The sequence below is a fragment of the Elusimicrobiales bacterium genome, assembly GCA_041651175.1.
Lineage (GTDB): Bacteria > Elusimicrobiota > Elusimicrobia > Elusimicrobiales > Elusimicrobiaceae > JAQTYB01.
Genome location: JBAZJT010000004.1, coordinates 55,184 through 70,920 on the forward strand (window position 1 = coordinate 55,184; position 15,737 = coordinate 70,920).

The 15,737-nt window shown below is 59.3% G+C and carries 15 protein-coding genes; 6 read left to right on the top strand and 9 right to left on the bottom strand.

What is annotated here, in order from left to right; translation table 11 throughout:
• Positions 1-201 precede the first annotated feature (201 nt).
• Together WC421_03580 and WC421_03585 are read left to right on the top strand one after the other, a co-directional pair.
• The gene (locus WC421_03580; protein ID MFA5161305.1) at positions 202-1,059 is read left to right on the top strand and encodes an alpha/beta hydrolase; all 858 of its coding nucleotides are present in this window, start codon (positions 202-204) and stop codon (positions 1,057-1,059) included.
• Positions 1,060-1,150: 91 nt separating this feature from the next.
• Complete coding sequence (locus WC421_03585; protein ID MFA5161306.1) at positions 1,151-1,801, top strand: ParB/Srx family N-terminal domain-containing protein; 651 nt, start codon at positions 1,151-1,153, stop codon at positions 1,799-1,801.
• Here WC421_03585 and WC421_03590 read toward each other — a convergent pair.
• Positions 1,786-2,559 carry a glycosyltransferase gene (locus tag WC421_03590; protein MFA5161307.1) on the bottom strand — a complete coding sequence of 258 codons (774 nt, stop codon included), beginning with the start codon at positions 2,557-2,559 and terminating at the stop codon, positions 1,786-1,788. The genes WC421_03585 and WC421_03590 overlap by 16 nt on opposite strands.
• Positions 2,560-2,857: 298 nt before the next feature.
• On the bottom strand, positions 2,858-3,172 hold the full coding sequence (locus WC421_03595) for a hypothetical protein (GenBank protein ID MFA5161308.1): 315 nt from the start codon (positions 3,170-3,172) through the stop codon (positions 2,858-2,860).
• 487 nt (positions 3,173-3,659) lie between these two features.
• On the opposite strand from WC421_03595, the gene WC421_03600 reads away from it, so the two are divergent.
• The 4 genes from WC421_03600 (at position 3,660) to WC421_03615 (ending at position 8,793) form a co-directional block, all read left to right on the top strand.
• Positions 3,660-5,039: a clostripain-related cysteine peptidase gene (locus WC421_03600; GenBank protein ID MFA5161309.1), complete on the top strand. Its 1,380-nt coding sequence runs from the start codon at positions 3,660-3,662 to the stop codon at positions 5,037-5,039.
• Between the two features lie 110 nt (positions 5,040-5,149).
• Complete coding sequence (locus WC421_03605) at positions 5,150-6,793, top strand: acyl-CoA dehydrogenase family protein (GenBank protein MFA5161310.1); 1,644 nt, start codon at positions 5,150-5,152, stop codon at positions 6,791-6,793.
• Position 6,794: 1 nt separating this feature from the next.
• Positions 6,795-7,589 carry an electron transfer flavoprotein subunit beta/FixA family protein gene (locus WC421_03610; protein MFA5161311.1) on the top strand — a complete coding sequence of 265 codons (795 nt, stop codon included), beginning with the start codon at positions 6,795-6,797 and terminating at the stop codon, positions 7,587-7,589.
• On the top strand, positions 7,582-8,793 hold the full coding sequence (locus WC421_03615; GenBank protein ID MFA5161312.1) for an electron transfer flavoprotein subunit alpha: 1,212 nt from the start codon (positions 7,582-7,584) through the stop codon (positions 8,791-8,793). Before WC421_03610 ends, WC421_03615 begins: the two co-directional genes overlap by 8 nt.
• 83 nt (positions 8,794-8,876) lie before the next feature.
• On the opposite strand, the gene WC421_03620 is transcribed toward WC421_03615, so the two are convergent.
• The 7 genes from WC421_03620 to ftsA are packed head-to-tail and all read right to left on the bottom strand — an operon-like array spanning position 8,877 to position 15,737.
• Positions 8,877-10,133: a DUF1015 domain-containing protein gene (locus tag WC421_03620; protein MFA5161313.1), complete on the bottom strand. Its 1,257-nt coding sequence runs from the start codon at positions 10,131-10,133 to the stop codon at positions 8,877-8,879.
• A 7-nt stretch (positions 10,134-10,140) separates the two neighbouring features.
• Entirely contained in the window at positions 10,141-11,241 is a 1,101-nt protein-coding gene (locus WC421_03625) for a hypothetical protein (GenBank protein MFA5161314.1), read from the bottom strand.
• 4 nt (positions 11,242-11,245) lie between these two features.
• Complete coding sequence (locus WC421_03630; GenBank protein MFA5161315.1) at positions 11,246-11,722, bottom strand: hypothetical protein; 477 nt, start codon at positions 11,720-11,722, stop codon at positions 11,246-11,248.
• Positions 11,719-12,366 carry a hypothetical protein gene (locus tag WC421_03635; GenBank protein ID MFA5161316.1) on the bottom strand — a complete coding sequence of 216 codons (648 nt, stop codon included), beginning with the start codon at positions 12,364-12,366 and terminating at the stop codon, positions 11,719-11,721. The genes WC421_03630 and WC421_03635 overlap by 4 nt, the downstream gene beginning before the upstream one ends.
• On the bottom strand, positions 12,363-13,376 hold the full coding sequence (locus WC421_03640) for a site-specific DNA-methyltransferase (protein MFA5161317.1): 1,014 nt from the start codon (positions 13,374-13,376) through the stop codon (positions 12,363-12,365). The genes WC421_03635 and WC421_03640 overlap by 4 nt, the downstream gene beginning before the upstream one ends.
• 6 nt (positions 13,377-13,382) lie before the next feature.
• Positions 13,383-14,489, bottom strand: coding sequence for a cell division protein FtsZ (ftsZ, locus tag WC421_03645; protein MFA5161318.1), 1,107 nt, complete (start codon positions 14,487-14,489; stop codon positions 13,383-13,385).
• A 3-nt stretch (positions 14,490-14,492) separates the two neighbouring features.
• Positions 14,493-15,737: a cell division protein FtsA gene (ftsA, locus tag WC421_03650; protein ID MFA5161319.1), complete on the bottom strand. Its 1,245-nt coding sequence runs from the start codon at positions 15,735-15,737 to the stop codon at positions 14,493-14,495.

The window sequence follows — 15,737 nt, forward strand, 5'->3', positions numbered from 1 at the left end:
CGCGTATTGCGCCCGCCGCCGCGAAAGCGGTATCATCCCGCTATGCCTAATATCAGAAACGCCGCCAAAACCCATTCCCCAACTGCAATTTCCGGGTTTACCCGGAAATTGCAGTTGGTTGCGAGAACCGAGGCGGCGGATGGCGCGGACAGTCCGACGCAGAATTTGACGAGCATACCCGCAGGGTATGTAAGGAAAATTATGCACAGGAATGCCCCGCCAGCCACCGCCGAATTCCGCAATCCGGCTGCACTTTCCGGGTTTATCCGCCACGGCGGCTGCCGGCTCTATTATGAAGTCTGCGGACAGGGCAGGCCGCTGGCATTGCTGCACGGCCTTGCGGCGGATTTAGCCTCCTGGCTGCCGGTGAAGCGGCTGCTGGCGGAGCATTTCACTCTTATCCTGACCGATAACCGGCTTTCCGGCAGAAGCTCGGCGGGGCCGTCCGCCGTTACGGCAAAGACCGTTGCCCGCGACCTCAAGACGGTGCTGGACGGTCTTGGCATAAAAAAAGCGGCGGTGCTGGGCCATTCCATGGGCGGCTATGCCGCGCAGGAATTCGCGGCGTTGTTTCCGAAGGCGGTTTCCGCGCTGATTCTTGAGTCCACCGCAGCCACCGCCTCCGCGCGCGACAGGGCTTTGTTTGCCGCCTGGTCGGAAACGCTTTCGCGCGAAGGTTACACGGAACAGTTCTGGCGGTGCATGTTCCCCTGGATGCTGTCGCCTGAGATTTACGCGGAAAGGCCGGATTTCGCCGAGGCCGCCGTAAAGGCGGCCAGCGGCTATCAATACCTTCCCTCGCCGGATAAGTTCGCAAGGCAGGCCGGGCTTGCCGCCGCGTTCAACGGCGCGGGCATTCTGAAAAAGATAAAAGCCCCGGCTCTGGTCATCTCAGGGGAGCGGGATATTCTGATAACCCCGCATGAAAGCCGCGCGCTGGCCGCCGGCATCGCTAAAGCGCGTTTTACGCTTATGCGCGGGGCGGGGCATATTCCCCATCTGGAGCGTCCCGCCGCCTTCTGCCGGCTGCTGTCGGATTTCCTGGCAAGGCATCCCTGACCCCCTCCGCGCCGCCGTCCAACCGCACTTTCCGAATACATCGGGACTTTGGACCCATGCGCCGCCCGCGGATTTTTGGGAAAATATTGCCATGAGATATATAGCGGCAATACTACTGGCGGCGCTTCTCCCCTCCCGCGCGCTGTGCGGCGGCATTGAAAAATGCGACATGGCGGACCTGCGCCCTACGCAAATTTCAGTCGGCATGAAGGAAGTCAAAAAGAAGGCGCGCAAGCTGGCCGAACTGGGCAAACAAGAACTGCGCGGCTTTGAAAAGGAAAACCCGGAACCCGCAGTGCTGGGACCGAAAGGCAAATACTATATCGTGGACCACCATCATCTGGCCCGCGCGCTTTTTGAAGCCGGGGCGGATTCCACTTATTGCAGTATCATAGCGGATTTTTCGGAATACGATAAAGACGCCTTCTGGAACGAGATGTCCGCCAGGCGCTGGGTGTACCCGTACGATGAAAACGGACACCTGCGCCCCTATTCCGACATACCCAAACACATACAAGGGCTTAAAAACGACATTTACCGCAGCCTGGCCTATTTCGTGCGCAAGGCGGGCGGCTACGATAAAAGCGACAGGCCCTTCGCCGAATTCCGGTGGGCGGATTTTTTCAGAAGCCGCATTTCGCGCGGCGAGCTTGAGGATGATTTTGACGGCTCCGTGGAAAAAGCCGTGGAGCTTGCCCATTCCCCGCAGGCGCGGGAACTGCCGGGCTACCGGGAGCGATAACCCCCCCGCCCTGAATTTGCAGTTGGACAGCGGGATTTGCCGGCGGGGACGCGGCGTTTTAGCGCGCGCATGGCTTTGAGGTATTCCAGCGAGAGGGGGATTACGTTCACGCGGCTGTCGCTGCTGTCGGTCCAGTCAACCGGCAGCTCGCACATGCGCAGTCCGGCGCGCTGCGCGGCCATCAGCAGCTCGGTGGCGAAAAACCAGCCGTCGCTTTGCGCGCCCGCGCCAAGCAGGGTTTCATAGACGGAGCGTTTCAGGAATTTGAAGCCGCACTGCCCGTCCGAGAATTTCGCGCCCAGATAAGTCCTTAGCAGCAGGTTGAAAACGCGGGATGTTGTCTCGCGCCAGAGGCTGCGCCCGTATACCCTGCTGTCCCGGTGCAGCCGCGTGCCATAGACCAGGTCACAGCCTAATTCTACCGCCTCCACCGCCTGGCGGACATGGCGCAGGTCCGTGGCAATATCCAGGTCGAAATAGCCGATTATATCGGCGCGGGAGGCGCCCCAGCAGGTTTTCAGCGCAAGCCCCACCCCCGCGCGCTCCACCCGCACAAAGCCGACCCGCACCGGAAAACGCGAGGCAAGGCCCGCCGCTATCCCGGACGTGCCGTCGGAGGAGCCGTTGTCGGCTATTATCAGCTTCCAGTCATGGCGCTTGTAAAATTCCTCGCCTTCCAGCCGGGACAGCATTTTAAGAATGCTGGGTTCCAGTTCCCTTTCCTCGTTAAGAACGGGGACGGCTATTTCTATTTTCATCCAAGACAGGCTATCAAAAAGCGGCGCACACTTACAAAAAAGCGGATTCGGAAACACCACAGAAGCATCCGCAGAGTGTTGTTTATAAAGAAAAGTCCGGATAATCTGTGAAAATCTGTGATCAATCTGCGGATTGCCCGTTAACCTGAAAGTTTCAGTTGGCGCGAGGACCGAGGCGAAAAAGCGCGAAATAATACCGAGCAAAATTATCCGCGCGCGCCTCACTGCGCGAAGGGATAATTTTGTGAAGGCAGTATGAAGCGATTTTTCGCCGAATTCCGCAATCCAACTGAAACACTCAGTTTATGCCCTCAAAGCCGAAATCGCAATAGGAGCGGATATTGGCCAGTTCCGAGGGCGACATAACATTGAGCGAGCTGTCATTTTTCTGAAGCTGTAGCGCGCGGTAGTAAAAAAGCGCGGCGCTGTAGAGCATGTCGTCGCCGTCCCCTATCGCTTCCTCGACTTCTTTCAGTTTCGGCTCGGCTCGCTTGAAATAGCGCGTTATCATGTCCTCGTCCGCGCGATAGCCGCTCAGCGGCGCGCCGTCGGAGAAGGCCAGATAGCCCTCGCCATCGATTACCGGCGCGGCAGTTTCGCCGGCCAGCGCCACGCAAGCCGGCAGGCTCAGGCACAAAAAAACCGCGGGCCATGCCCGTTTGGATATTCCTGTTATTGTGTTCGTGTCGTCTTCTCCCTCAGACGGACTCTGACCTGAATGTTTCAGTTGGATTGCGGAATTCGGCGAAAAAATCGCTTCATCTGCCTTCATAAAATTATCTTTTCGTGCGATAAGGCGCGCGCGGATAATTTTGTCCGGCATTATTTTGCCATTCCTCGGCTCTCGCAACCAACTGAAGCATTCATGTAAATGAATTATCTCACAAAGCCGCTTTTTGCGCATGGACCAAAGGACCCGGAAAAGTAAAATGGATTTGTTCCCGAATAAGAGGATTTCCGGCCTGCCGACAATTTCCGGCAAAAATGCGCGTTTTGCAACAGGCCCGGCTTATGAACTTGTTTTTGAAGCGGAAGCCGCGTGTCGGGCGCCAACTGTATTCGGATGATGAACAAAAGCGGCATGTTTGCTATAATGAGCCATGCTCAACAAAGTCTCCAAGACGGCGGCATTATGCTCCGCCGTTATCGCATTGTGCGCGCTTTCGGCGCGCGCCGGCGGCAGCTTCGGACTGGACAAGCTGTCGCTCAAAGACATGAGGCAGGGCCGCGTGGCGCTGTCCGATGTCGCTACTCCGCAGCAGTCGGACGGCAGGACCTTCACCGTAAACCCCAAACCGCTTCCCGCCAAAGACCTTACGGTGATGATATTCCTCAACGGCAAGAACAACCTGGAGCAGATAGTCTCCACCCACCTCGACAACATGAAGCAGGTAGGCTCCACCGACAAGATGAATATCGTGGTAGAGGCCGGCATATTGTCCAATAAAACGGTTAGAAGAATACTAATCACCAAAGGCGGCGAGACGGTGTACGAAACCCAGCAGGCCGATATGGGCGATTACAAGGAAGCCGGCGATTTCATACGCTGGTCCAAGGCCGCCTTTCCCGCCAAGAAATACATTTTCATAATATGGGACCACGGCATCGGCTATCTGGACCCCAAGCCCAAGAAAGGCGAAATGCCGGACAGCAGAGGCATTTCCTTTGACGACGACACAAAAAACTATATCCGCACCAGCCAGATGGGCGAGATATTCAAAATCGGCGGACATGTTGACATTTTCGCCGGCAACTCCTGCCTGACCCAGATGGCCGAAGTCGCCTACACCATGAAAGACGGCGTGGACCTTATCATAGGCTCGGAAGAGGTGATGTCCGGCATGTGCTTTGAGTACCAGAAAGTTCTCGGCTGGCTGGCCGAAAACAGCGGCGCCAGCAACGAGGATTTCGGCAAGCAGATGAACGTCTTCTACGGCGAGGCTTACGAAACCTGCCTGTGGGGCGTCATCTGCCCGCTTAAAGACAAGGGCGGCACGTTGTCCTCCATCCGCTCCGACAGACTGGACGCGCTTCCGGGCAAGCTGGACGCCTGGGCCAAGGCCGTGCAGGGCGGCAGCGAGGAAGAGGCCGTCAAATACGCGATGGGCTCCGTCATCCGTTTCGCCATAATGCCGGACAAGGACAATGACAAAAAGCTCACCCCATACGCCGATCTGGGCGATTTCGTGCTGCGCGTGGATTCCAAGGCGAAAAGCCAGGCCGTCCATGAGCAGACCGAACAGCTTATGAACTTCATAGACACCGAGCTGGTGTCCAGCAAAATCGGCGTCCACTCCGACAAGCACGGAGACGATTACAGCAAGACCCACGGCGTCGCCATCAACATGGCGATGGAAGCCAAGCCCGTGCCGGACAACCTCAAGAATGCTTTTGAGGGCAAGTATTCCGACCTGGCTTTCGCCAAGGCGGGCGGCTGGTCGCAGTTTGTGGACTGGGTCTCGGCAGTCTGGAACAAATAACGCAATACGCGCCATTCAACCGCCCCGTCCATCCGGACGGGGCGGTTTTTTTTGCGCCGAAAGCGGGCAATCTGGTATCATAACGGAGTGCCGTATTTACGGAGGCTTTGATGCCGGCTTTAGACACCATTTCCCGCGGGCTTATGCTGGACAGCCTCCGGGAATACGCAAAACGCAAAATCCCCTTTGACCTTATAAGGGAGCTGGACCAAAAAAACGAATTCCCCGCCGATATTCTGGAGGAGATGTATAACCACGACATACTGGGGATACATCTGCTGCTCATCCCGCGCGAGCATGGCGGGCTGGGCGGCTCCACGGTGGATATTTACAGGGTATGCGAGGCGCTGGCCCGCATTGACCTGGGCATAGCCACATCGGTTTTTGCCACATTCCTGGGAACCGACCCGCTGCGCGTCGGCGGCACCGAGGAGCAGAAAAGCCGCTGGATGCGCCGCATAGCGCAGGACAACCTGCTTGTCGCCTACGGCGCCACCGAGGCGGACGCGGGCAGCGACCTGGTCAATCTGCGCACCCGGGCCGAGCATGTCATCACGGACGGCAAACTCTCCGGCTACAAAATAACCGGCAACAAGCAATGGATTTCAAACGGCGGCGTGGCGGACCTCTACACCATACTGGCGCTGACGCCGGGCGGGCCGTCGTGGTTTCTGGTGGAAAAAGACGCGCCCGGCTTCTCCACCGACAAGCACGAGGACAAGCACGGCATACGGCTGTCCAATACGGCGGGCCTTTCTCTGGACGAGGTGGTGGTCCCGGCGGACCGGATTATCGGCGGGGTTGAGGGGCAGGGGCTTGTGCAGGCGCAGGCGGTGTTCGGATACACGCGGCTTATGGTGGCCTCCTTCGGGCTGGGCTGCGGCTGCGAGGCGGTGGAAACCGCAATCCGCTACAGCCAGCAGCGCATACAGGCCGGCGGGCCGCTTTCCAAAAAGCAGGGGTACACCCACAAGCTGATAGTGCCGCACATGGTGAAGCTGGAGGCCGCGCGCGCCTTCATCCACGAGACCGCGCTGCGCCTGGACGGCGAGGAGCACGGTTTGCAGACCGAGGGCGCAATCGGCAAATACTACGCCACCGAGGCCGGCAACGCCGCCGCCGAGGATTCCATTCAGGCTTTGGGCGGCTACGGCTACACCCGCGATTTCCCGGTGGAGAAAATCAAGCGCGACGTCAAAATCGCCTGCATTTACGAAGGCACCAGCGAGATAATGGAGATGACCATTTACCGGGGCCGCTGGCAGGAACATCTCAAGAGCCGGGGGCAATTTTATATCGGAATGGCCGCGGAGATGGACGCTCTCCACTCGCGGCAGCCGGACTGCGGCGCCGACAGCGCCGCGCTGGGGCTGCGCGCATTGTCGGTTGTGCTGGAGGAATGCCGCGCCCAGCGGCTTACCCGCCACCAGCATGTAACCTTCAAGCTGGGCGAAATAATAGCGGGGGCCGAGGTGGCCGCCGCCTTCTGCCGCGCCGCCGCCGCTAAGGAATACAACGAGGGCGTCCGTTTTGACAGGGAAGCCGCGCTGGCCATGTCGCGCGTCTGCGCGCGGCAGACGGCCTTTGACACCGCCTCCCAGGGCATGAAGCTGGTGCTTGGAGCCGGAACCGGCAATGCGGAAGAGCTGTCCCGCGCGGCGGGCTTTGCCGCCATAATGGACAAGACCCGCGGCATAACCGACGACATGGATTTAATCGCCGCCAAAATAAACGAAACGTTCAGGCCCAAATAACATGAATATCACAGTCTGCCTAAAGCAGGTGCCGGATTCGACGCAGGTCAAGGTTGACCCGCAGACGGGAACCCTCATCCGCGCCGGGGTGCCAAGCATACTAAACCCTTACGACCATTTCGCGCTGGAAACCGCGCTCGCGCTTAAAGAGAAAACCGGCGCGCAGGTAACCGCCATCACCATGGGGCCGCCACAGGCCAAATCGGTATTGCGGTTGGCGCTGGCGCTGGGCGCGGACCGCGCGGTGCTGCTGTGCGACCGGGCTTTTGCCGGCTCCGACACCTGGGCAACATCGTATGCGCTGGCAAAGGCCGTGAAAAAACTGGGCAAAACGGATGTCATCCTCTGCGGCATGATGGCCATAGACGGCGACACCGCCCAGACCGGCCCCGGCATCGCGCAGCAATTGCGGCTGCCGCAGATAACTTTCTGCGAATCCGTGTCCGTAACCGGCAGAAAGCTGGCCGCCCGGAAACTTATAGACGGCGGCCACGAGATAGCGGAGGCGAATCTTCCCGTGCTTTGCACCATGGTGATGCCGCACGGCTACGCGCCGGCGCAGCCGTCTTTCCTTAAAATCGCGCAGTCGCAGGAAAAGCCGCTGGAAAGCTGGACCGCCGCCGACATCGGCGCAGACGAAAATTTGACGGGCCTCAAAGGCTCGCCCACGCGGGTGGACAGGGTTTACGCCCCCCCGCAGCGCAAACGCGGCGAGGTGTTCCAGGGAACGTCCGCGGAACTGACGGAGAAGCTGCTGGCCATACTTGAAAAGGAGAATTTCATCAGCCATGATTGAAATATCTGCATCCTGCATCGGCTGCGGCAAATGCCTTTCCGCCTGCCCGTTCGGCGCGTTAAGCATGGACGGCAAGCTCGCCAAAATAAACGAAAAATGCACGCTCTGCGGCGCCTGCGTTCAGGCCTGCCCGGTTGCGGCCATCACCATCACCCGCAAGGATGAGGCCGCCGACCTCAGCGCATACAAGGACATCTGGGTATTTGCCGAGCTTTCAGATTCCCCCGGCGGCAAGACAGTCCGCCCGGCAACTCACGAACTGCTCTCCTGCGGCAGGCGCCTGGCCGACGAGCTGGGCCAGAAGCTCTGCGCCGTGCTGATGGGCCACAACGTATCCGCTCTGGCGGACACGCTTGCCTCCTTCGGCGCGGACAAGGTGTATCTGGCCGAGCATGAGGCGCTCTCCGAATACAGCACCGACGCCTGTTCCACCGTCATGGTCGCGCTGATTTCCAAATACAAGCCGAACGCGGTGCTTTACCCGTCCACCTATATCGGGCGGGACCTGGCCCCCCGCGTCGCCAGCGAGCTTTATGTGGGATTGACGGCGGACTGCACCGGCCTTTCAATAAAAGACGGCAATCTGCTGCAAACACGGCCCGCCTTCGGCGGCAATATCATGGCCGATATTCTAAGCCCCAGCACCCGCCCCCAAATGGCCACGGTGCGCCCCAACGTGATGAAAAAAAACGAGCCCAAGCCCGGCGCGAAGGCGCAGGTGATACGGGAATCCGTCGCGCTGGATAAAAACGCCGCCCGCGTCAAAACCGTGGAACGTTGCGTTGACCAGACGCACGGAACCGGCAGCATAGCCGGCGCGGGCATAATAGTTTCCGGCGGGCGCGGCATGAAAAACAAGCGCGGATTTGAAATGCTCTCCGAACTGGCCGAGGAGCTGGGCGGCGCGGTGGGTTCTTCGCGCGCGGCGGTGGATATGGGCCTTATGCCCAAAAGCCATCAGGTGGGGCAAAGCGGGACAACGGTTTCGCCCAAGCTGTATCTGGCCTGCGGCATTTCCGGCGCGGTGCAGCATATAGTGGGCATGAGCTCGTCCGAGGTTATCATAGCCATCAACAAGGACCCGTCGGCGCCCATATTCAATGTCTGCAAATACGGCTTCGTGGGCGACGCGGCGCAAATCGCCCCCAAACTGGCCGAGGCCGCCAGAAAACTCAAAAAAGGCAAATCCTGCCGCCCGGCCTGAACCGGCGCGGCGCGTCCGCGCAATTGCGGACTGTCAGAAAGGCAGGAGTCAACAGCTGCAATTTCCGGGCGGTAACACCCGTGTTATACCAGCGGGTTGGAGACCAGGCCGTCGGCCAGTTTCGGCTCGAACCAGGTGGATTTGGGCGGCATCACTTGATTAACGTCCGCCACGGCCACAAGCTCGCCCACCGACGTGGGATAAAGCGCGAAGGCGGCCTTCATCTCGCCGCTGTCAACGCGCTTTTCCAGCTCGCCCAGGCCGCGTATACCGCCCACGAAATCTATTCGGTCGGATTTGCGCAGGTCCTTTATGTCCAGTATCTTGTCCAGCACAAGGCCGGAGAGCACGCTCACATCCAGCGACAGCACTGGGTCGCCCTCCGGCGTATGCACAGACGGCTTGAGCAGATACCATTTCCCGTCCATGTACATGCCGAATTCTCTGCGGGCGGCGGGCTTTGCCCGGCCCTGCGCCTCCTGCACCGAAAAGCTTGCGCGCAGCTTTGCCATAAACCCGTCCGGCGTCAGGCCGTTTAGGTCGCGCACCACGCGGTTGTAATCCCAGATTTTCATCTCGTCCACCGGGAACGCGGCGGCCAGAAAACAGTTGTAGGGCTCCGCGCCGGTGTGCGCGTCCTCGCGCTCCTGCGCCATCATTTTTTTAACTCGGGACGCCGCGGCGGAGCGGTGGTGCCCGTCGGCTATGTATACGGCTTTCTGCCTTTCAAACGCTTCGGATATGGCGGCAATGTCGCCGTCGCCGTCAATAATCCACATGGTGTGGACTACGCCGCCCGGCCCGGTGGCTGAAAAAACGGGCGCGCCGGCAGAGACCCTCTTTATTATCGCGTCCACCTCCGGAATCTGCCTGTAGGCCAAAAGCGCGGGGCCGGTCTGCGCCCGGACGGCTTTTATCTGGCTGACGCGGTCGTTTTCCTTGACGGGGCGGGTGAACTCGTGCTTTTTTATGCGGTTGGAATCGTAATCGTCAACGCAGGCCCCGGCCACAAGCCCGGTCTGCACATGGCTGTCCATCTTGAGGCGGTAGACGTAGAAGCAGGGTTTTTTCTCGCGCACGAGAATGCCCTCGTCCAGCATCCTGTTGAAATTTTCCGCCGCTTTCGCGTATACGGCGCCGGAGTAGGCGTCGGTCCCCTCCGGCAGGTCTATTTCCGCCTTGGAGACATGCAAAAAGCTGTGCGGCCTCCCCCTGGCAAGCTCGCGCGCCTCGGCGGAATCCAGCACGTCGTAGGGCGGAGCGATAACGTCCTGCGCACGGCCTTTGGCGGGCCGGATGGCGCAAATCGGGCTGAACAGGGGGAGCTTTGTTTTTATCATAAGCACCTCAGTAGTTGGCTTTAAGAGCAAGCTCGCGCTGCGACATGCTCTGCATGTATACCGCAAACGGCGGGTTCTGGCGCAGCAGCATGGCCGCTAGCTCGTCGCCGGACAAATCGCGCGCCCGGAGCAGGAAACGGGCGTCGCCGTTGGAATAGGATGTGAGCGATATTTTCTCAAGCCGCGGCACCGCGCGCAGCATGTCCTGGAAGCGGCGCAGCTGCTCCAGCCCCGTCAGCCCGGTGATTTTCAGGGTGATGGACGGCGTTTCGGCGGCGGCGCGCTCCAGCCGGGCGGGTAAATCCTTTGCGGCAAGCTCCGCGGCGGCGGCGGCGGCCCTGCGCGCGGCAACTGCGGGCGCGGCGTCCAGCGCGCTGGCTTCTTTGACGGATTCCGCGACCAGCTTCCGGGAGGCAGCCGAATAAACCCTCACCGCCGCCCGCGCCCGGTACGGGGCCAGCCCGCCGCCAAGCTCCGGCATAGGCTCCACCTTATATGAATCCGCCGCAACCGTAACGGCGAAATCCGCATTCGCGGAGGAGGCGGCGTCCAGCGCGGAGGCCGCGTCGGCGGCGTTTGCCGGCGCGTTGGCGGCCACAATGTCATAACCCGCCTTTGAAAGCGCCGCGCCCGCGGCGGAGGCCGCGTCGGAAGAGGAACCCGGCCTGCCGTCCATTGTCTCAACCGAAAAAACGGCGGCTGTCCGCGCGCCGTCGCGCATTTTATCCAGCGCGGAACTGATATCGCTGACTTTCACGACGGCCTTTATTTTGACGGTGTAATACCCGGCTTCCTGGCGTTCGTTGAGGATTTTATAGCGTTTTACAAAGCCCTGTGTCCCCGCCATCAGCTTGCGGCTTACGGCGACGGCGTCCTGCACCCGCGTGCTGCCTGAGACGAAAACGCCCACCACCTGCTCCACCGCGCTTTCCTGCGCGGCGGCTATGGCGTTGGCGCGCGCCAGCGCCATGTTGCCATTGAAGGGGGCCATCCCCTCGGCAATGACCTGTTCGCCGTCCTTGTCCGGGCCGGTCTGCACAGAGGCGCAGCCGCCCAGCGCCAGAGCCAGCAAAACCGCCGCCGCGCGCGCCTTCAGCGTGAAAGACATGCCGCTATTTCCCGGCGGGGCAGCCGGCCTCGCCTTCCTGGCAGAGCGTTATCCCCAGGCCGCTTAACGCAGAGCGCGGCAGCCGGATGATGACGGTGCAGCCGTCGTCGGACATATACTCGGACGAGAAAACCTCCGCCCCGCGCACCGCGCCGTTGACGCGGGTTTCAAGCGTGGAATCGCGGGAAACGGCGTCTATCACCCTGGCCTGGGCGATTACGCCCGCGCCCTTTATATATTCCACCGCGCGCTGGTAGCCGTTGGCTATGGCCGCCTCGCGCGACATCGCCATGCGCTGCGTTTTGCTGGTATGCTCCGGGTTGGCCGCGGCTATGCCACGCACCCAGAGATAATTCTTGTCAACTTTCGTGTCGGCAAATGCCGGGGCAAGCTCGCCTTTTACCACCGCGCTTTTAAGCCCGCCCGAACACCCCGCCAGCGCCGCCGCCAGCAGCGCCGCCGCAACCAGTCTGGTTTTCATGCGACCTCCTGTTTAGCTTCCCAAAGCCTCTTCACTTTATCAAAGTGCCTTTTGCGGTGTCTGATTTTTTCCACTTCCTTTGGATAAAAAGTAAAAAGCTTGTTGCACAACTCCAACATCCATGCTTTGCGACGATTACCAGGATTGATATTCACACAACAGGCATTGGCAATTTGAATCTGTCCCCACCCCAAAGCTCCGATACGAAGACAGTCCCAGCAGAAAAATTCTATCGGCGCAAGTGCAACGCTCCTTACGACTATTTGGCGGGGGCCCGCATTCTCATAATCAATATTCAAAATGAGGAAATAATTCTTATCGCTTTGTCCATAGAATTCCGCCAACCGTTTGACTGAAGTCAGATTAGGCATGTGAAACCCTTTTTCCAGCAAATGGGTTTTCACATCCACATGGTAAACGAAGCCATCTCGGTCAGTAAAGGAAAAATCCGCCATTGCTTTGCGTGAAAGGGGATAGTGGTATTCTGCCGCAGGGCTGCCGGCAGCGTCAAGAATTTCTCTGAATTCCCGTCCGACCATGTCCGCCAACCTGTCGCCGACTTCGCGGGGAGTTCCTGCGCTAATATTTCGACTGCGCATCAATTCCAGCAGGCGCCCAGAAAGAACGTCATAGCGGATGGTCATAATGGCATGGCCGTGAACAAGCCCTCGGATAGTTCGGGAGTGTTTTTACCAACGCGAACGCCGGTCCGCGGGTTAAGGCTGTTTCGCTCCCAGAACATCCCATCGGAATAACCCTGTATAGTTTTATCATGCTCAACTACGGCCAGCCTCTTTTCGGCCAGCAGGGCGTAGCGCTCGTCTATTTCTATTCCGGTATATCTCCGTCCAAGCTTCTTTGCAACCACCGAGGTGGTGCCGGAACCCAGGAACGGATCAAAAATCATATCGCCCGGCTTTGAACTGGCCAGAATTATTTTCGCGGCCAGTTTCTCCGGTTTCTGGGTTGGATGCTCTGTGTTTTCAGGCATTGACCAGAAAGGAATCGTTATATCGGTCCAGATATTTGACGGATGGGTAATGCGGTAATTTCCATTTGCGGTTTTAGTCCAGTCTTTTGGTTTGCCATATTCGTCTTTGTAAGGAGCAATTACTTTTCGCCTTATTTTAACGGCATCAACGTTGAAATAATACTCGTCGGACATTGTGCAAAACCAAATATCCTCCGAACAGTTCTTCCAATTCGTTTTTGCGCCGCGGCCTTTTTCTCTTTCAAAGGTTATGCGGTTTAGTATATGAAAATACTTCTGCGCGACGTTAAACACCAACGACGAAGACTTCCAGTCTCCGCAAATATAAACCGACGCATTGGGTTTAAGCAAGCGGACAACCTTTTTTATCCAGGAATCCAGCCACTGCGCATACTGCTCCGATTCCATAGCCTTGAACGCGGTTTGGTTAAATGTCTTATTCAGGTTATATGGCGGGTCGGCAAACAATAAATCAACAAACCGGTCCGGCAGATAATCAATTGCCTCAAACACATCCTGATTGATGGTCTTGTTTTCAATTTGGGCAAGACTGACCGGCGAAGTCAGTTTCAGGAGATTATGCCGCATAGCCAGGCAATCTGCTTCGGACAATTCAATGCTTCTGTTGCGCGACGCTTTTTGCTTAAATGCTGGTGACGTCATACAATTTCACCGTATCCTCCGCCGGCGGATGTAGGCGGGAATCAGAATGTTGTCGGCGCCCTCCCCGGCCTCGCGCACGGGCGAGAAGTCGTCAAAACCGGGCGTCATCGGCAGGCGGCGCTTTTTTGCGGCGGAGGCAACGGCGTCCGCGCGCTCGAAACCGGTGGCTATGACGGTTATGCGCAGGGTGCTTCCCATCGTATCGTCGTAGACAAGGCCGTATTTTATCATCGCGTCGCGGCTGGCGCGCTCTTTTATGAACTCCACCGCCTCGCGCTGCTCGTAGGCTTTGTGCTCGCTCGCGAGAAAGTGGACTATCAGGCCCTTTGCGCCCTCCAGGCTGGCGTTTTCCAGCAGCGGAGACGAGACCGCCATCCGCGCCGCGTCTGTATGCCTGGTGGCCGAGGCGGACTGCCCTATGCCTATAAGCGCCTCCCCCGACTTGGACATAATGCGCCGCACGTCGTTAAAGTCCACATTCACCTCGCCGGGCGTGGTGATGACCTCCGATATGCCCTGCACCGCCTGGCGCAGCACATCGTCTGCCATCTTGTAGGCCTCTTTGGTGGGGGTGTTGCGGTCTATGATGTCAAAGAGCTTCTCGTTGGGAATCACCAGCAGCGAGTCCACATGGCTGCGCATGGCGTTTATGCCTTCCTGCGCCTGGCGCATGCGCTCGTGCCCTTCAAAGTCAAACGGGCGGGTTACCACGCCGATAAGCAGCACATCCGCCCCGGCAGCCTCGCGCGCCACGCGGGCGATTACCGGCGCGGCCCCGGTTCCGGTGCCGCCGCCCATTCCGGCGGTGATAAACAGCAGGTCGGCGTCGCCCACCAGCTGCTTTATCTGCTCCATGGATTCCTCGGCGGCGGCGCGGCCCCGGTCGGGGTCTCCGCCCACGCCCAGGCCCTTGGTGAGATTTTCGCCCAGCTGGCAGCGGTAGGGGGCCAGGTTGCGCCGCAAATCCTGCGCGTCGGTATTGAGGGCCAGAAAATCCACCCCGCCGATTTTGGCGTCCACCATCCTGTTGATGGCGTTGCCGCCGCCCCCGCCCACGCCGACGACCTTGATATTGGCCCGCTTGCCGTTAAACCGCGCCTTTAGGTTTGTCATATTTCAATCCCTTCCGAATATTTCCAGCCCCTTGAAGAGGCCGCACACCTTCTCCAGCGGCGAGCGGCGCGACACGGGCCTTTCGGTTATATTGTCGGTCCGTATGGCCGGGTACACGGCAAGCGACAGCGCCGAGCCGTAGGAGGGATGGAAAAATTTCTCGTCGCCGCAGGCGAGGCTGCGCTGCACCCCAGCCCGGCGCGCCTCGCGCAGGCTGAGAGACTGGCAGCACAGTTCCGGCAGTCCTTTCAGCAGCGAGCCGCCGCCGGTTATAGCGCCCACGCCGGGAATGTCGGCGTATCTGGTTTTCTCTATCTCCTCGCGGACTTTTTCCAGTATTTCCTCGGCGCGGGGCTGTATTATCTCCAGCAGGAAGCTGGGCTTCACATTATGGACGGCGCGCCCGTCCAGGCCGGGGACGGGAATCTCCTCGTCGTCGGTCATCATGGCGGGCCAGGCGGAGCCGTACTTTTCCTTGATTTCCCGCGCGCCCTCGCGCGAGGTGTGCAGTCCGTAGGCGATATCGCGCGTGATGAGGTCGCAGCCGTAGGGCAGGTCTCGCGAGAACTTGATTCCGCCCTCGTGGTAAAGCGCGATGGAGGTGGTCTCCCCCCCGAAATCTATAAGCAGCGCGCCCAGCTCCTTTTCCTCCGGCGTAAGCGCGCATTCGCCCAGAGTGATGAGGCTGTAGAACGGCTCCTCCACCGCAAAGCCGGCCTTGGCGACGGACTTTATGAGATTGTTGAGATGCGAGGAAGACGCGCTCACTATATGCACGTCCACCTCCAGCAGCGAGCCTTCCATCCCCTCGGGGTTGGGCACGCCCTTCTGCCGGTCTATGGAAAAGCCCTGCGGCAGGACATGCAGAATTTCCTTGTCGCTTTCCAGCGGGAAGGCCTTGGCATTTTCTATGACGGAATGCACATCCTCGGAGGTGATTTCCTTGTCGGCGCGGGCGATATTGTATGCGCCGTGCCCGTTGGCCGATTTCAGATGCGCCCCGCGCACGCCCAGGCAGACGGTTTCCACCTCGGCTCCGGCGTCGCGCTCGCACTGCTCTATCAGGCGGGCGACGGTGTTGGAGGTCTCTTTTATATCCACCACCACCCCGCTTTTAAGCCCCCTGCACGGCGCGGACGCGCCGGAAAGCACCTTTACCGCACCGGTTTCGCAGTCACGCTCCGTAACTACGGCGGTAATTCTGCCGCCCCCCATGTCCAGCCCCGCGGCGATTTCGTTTTTCGGCAT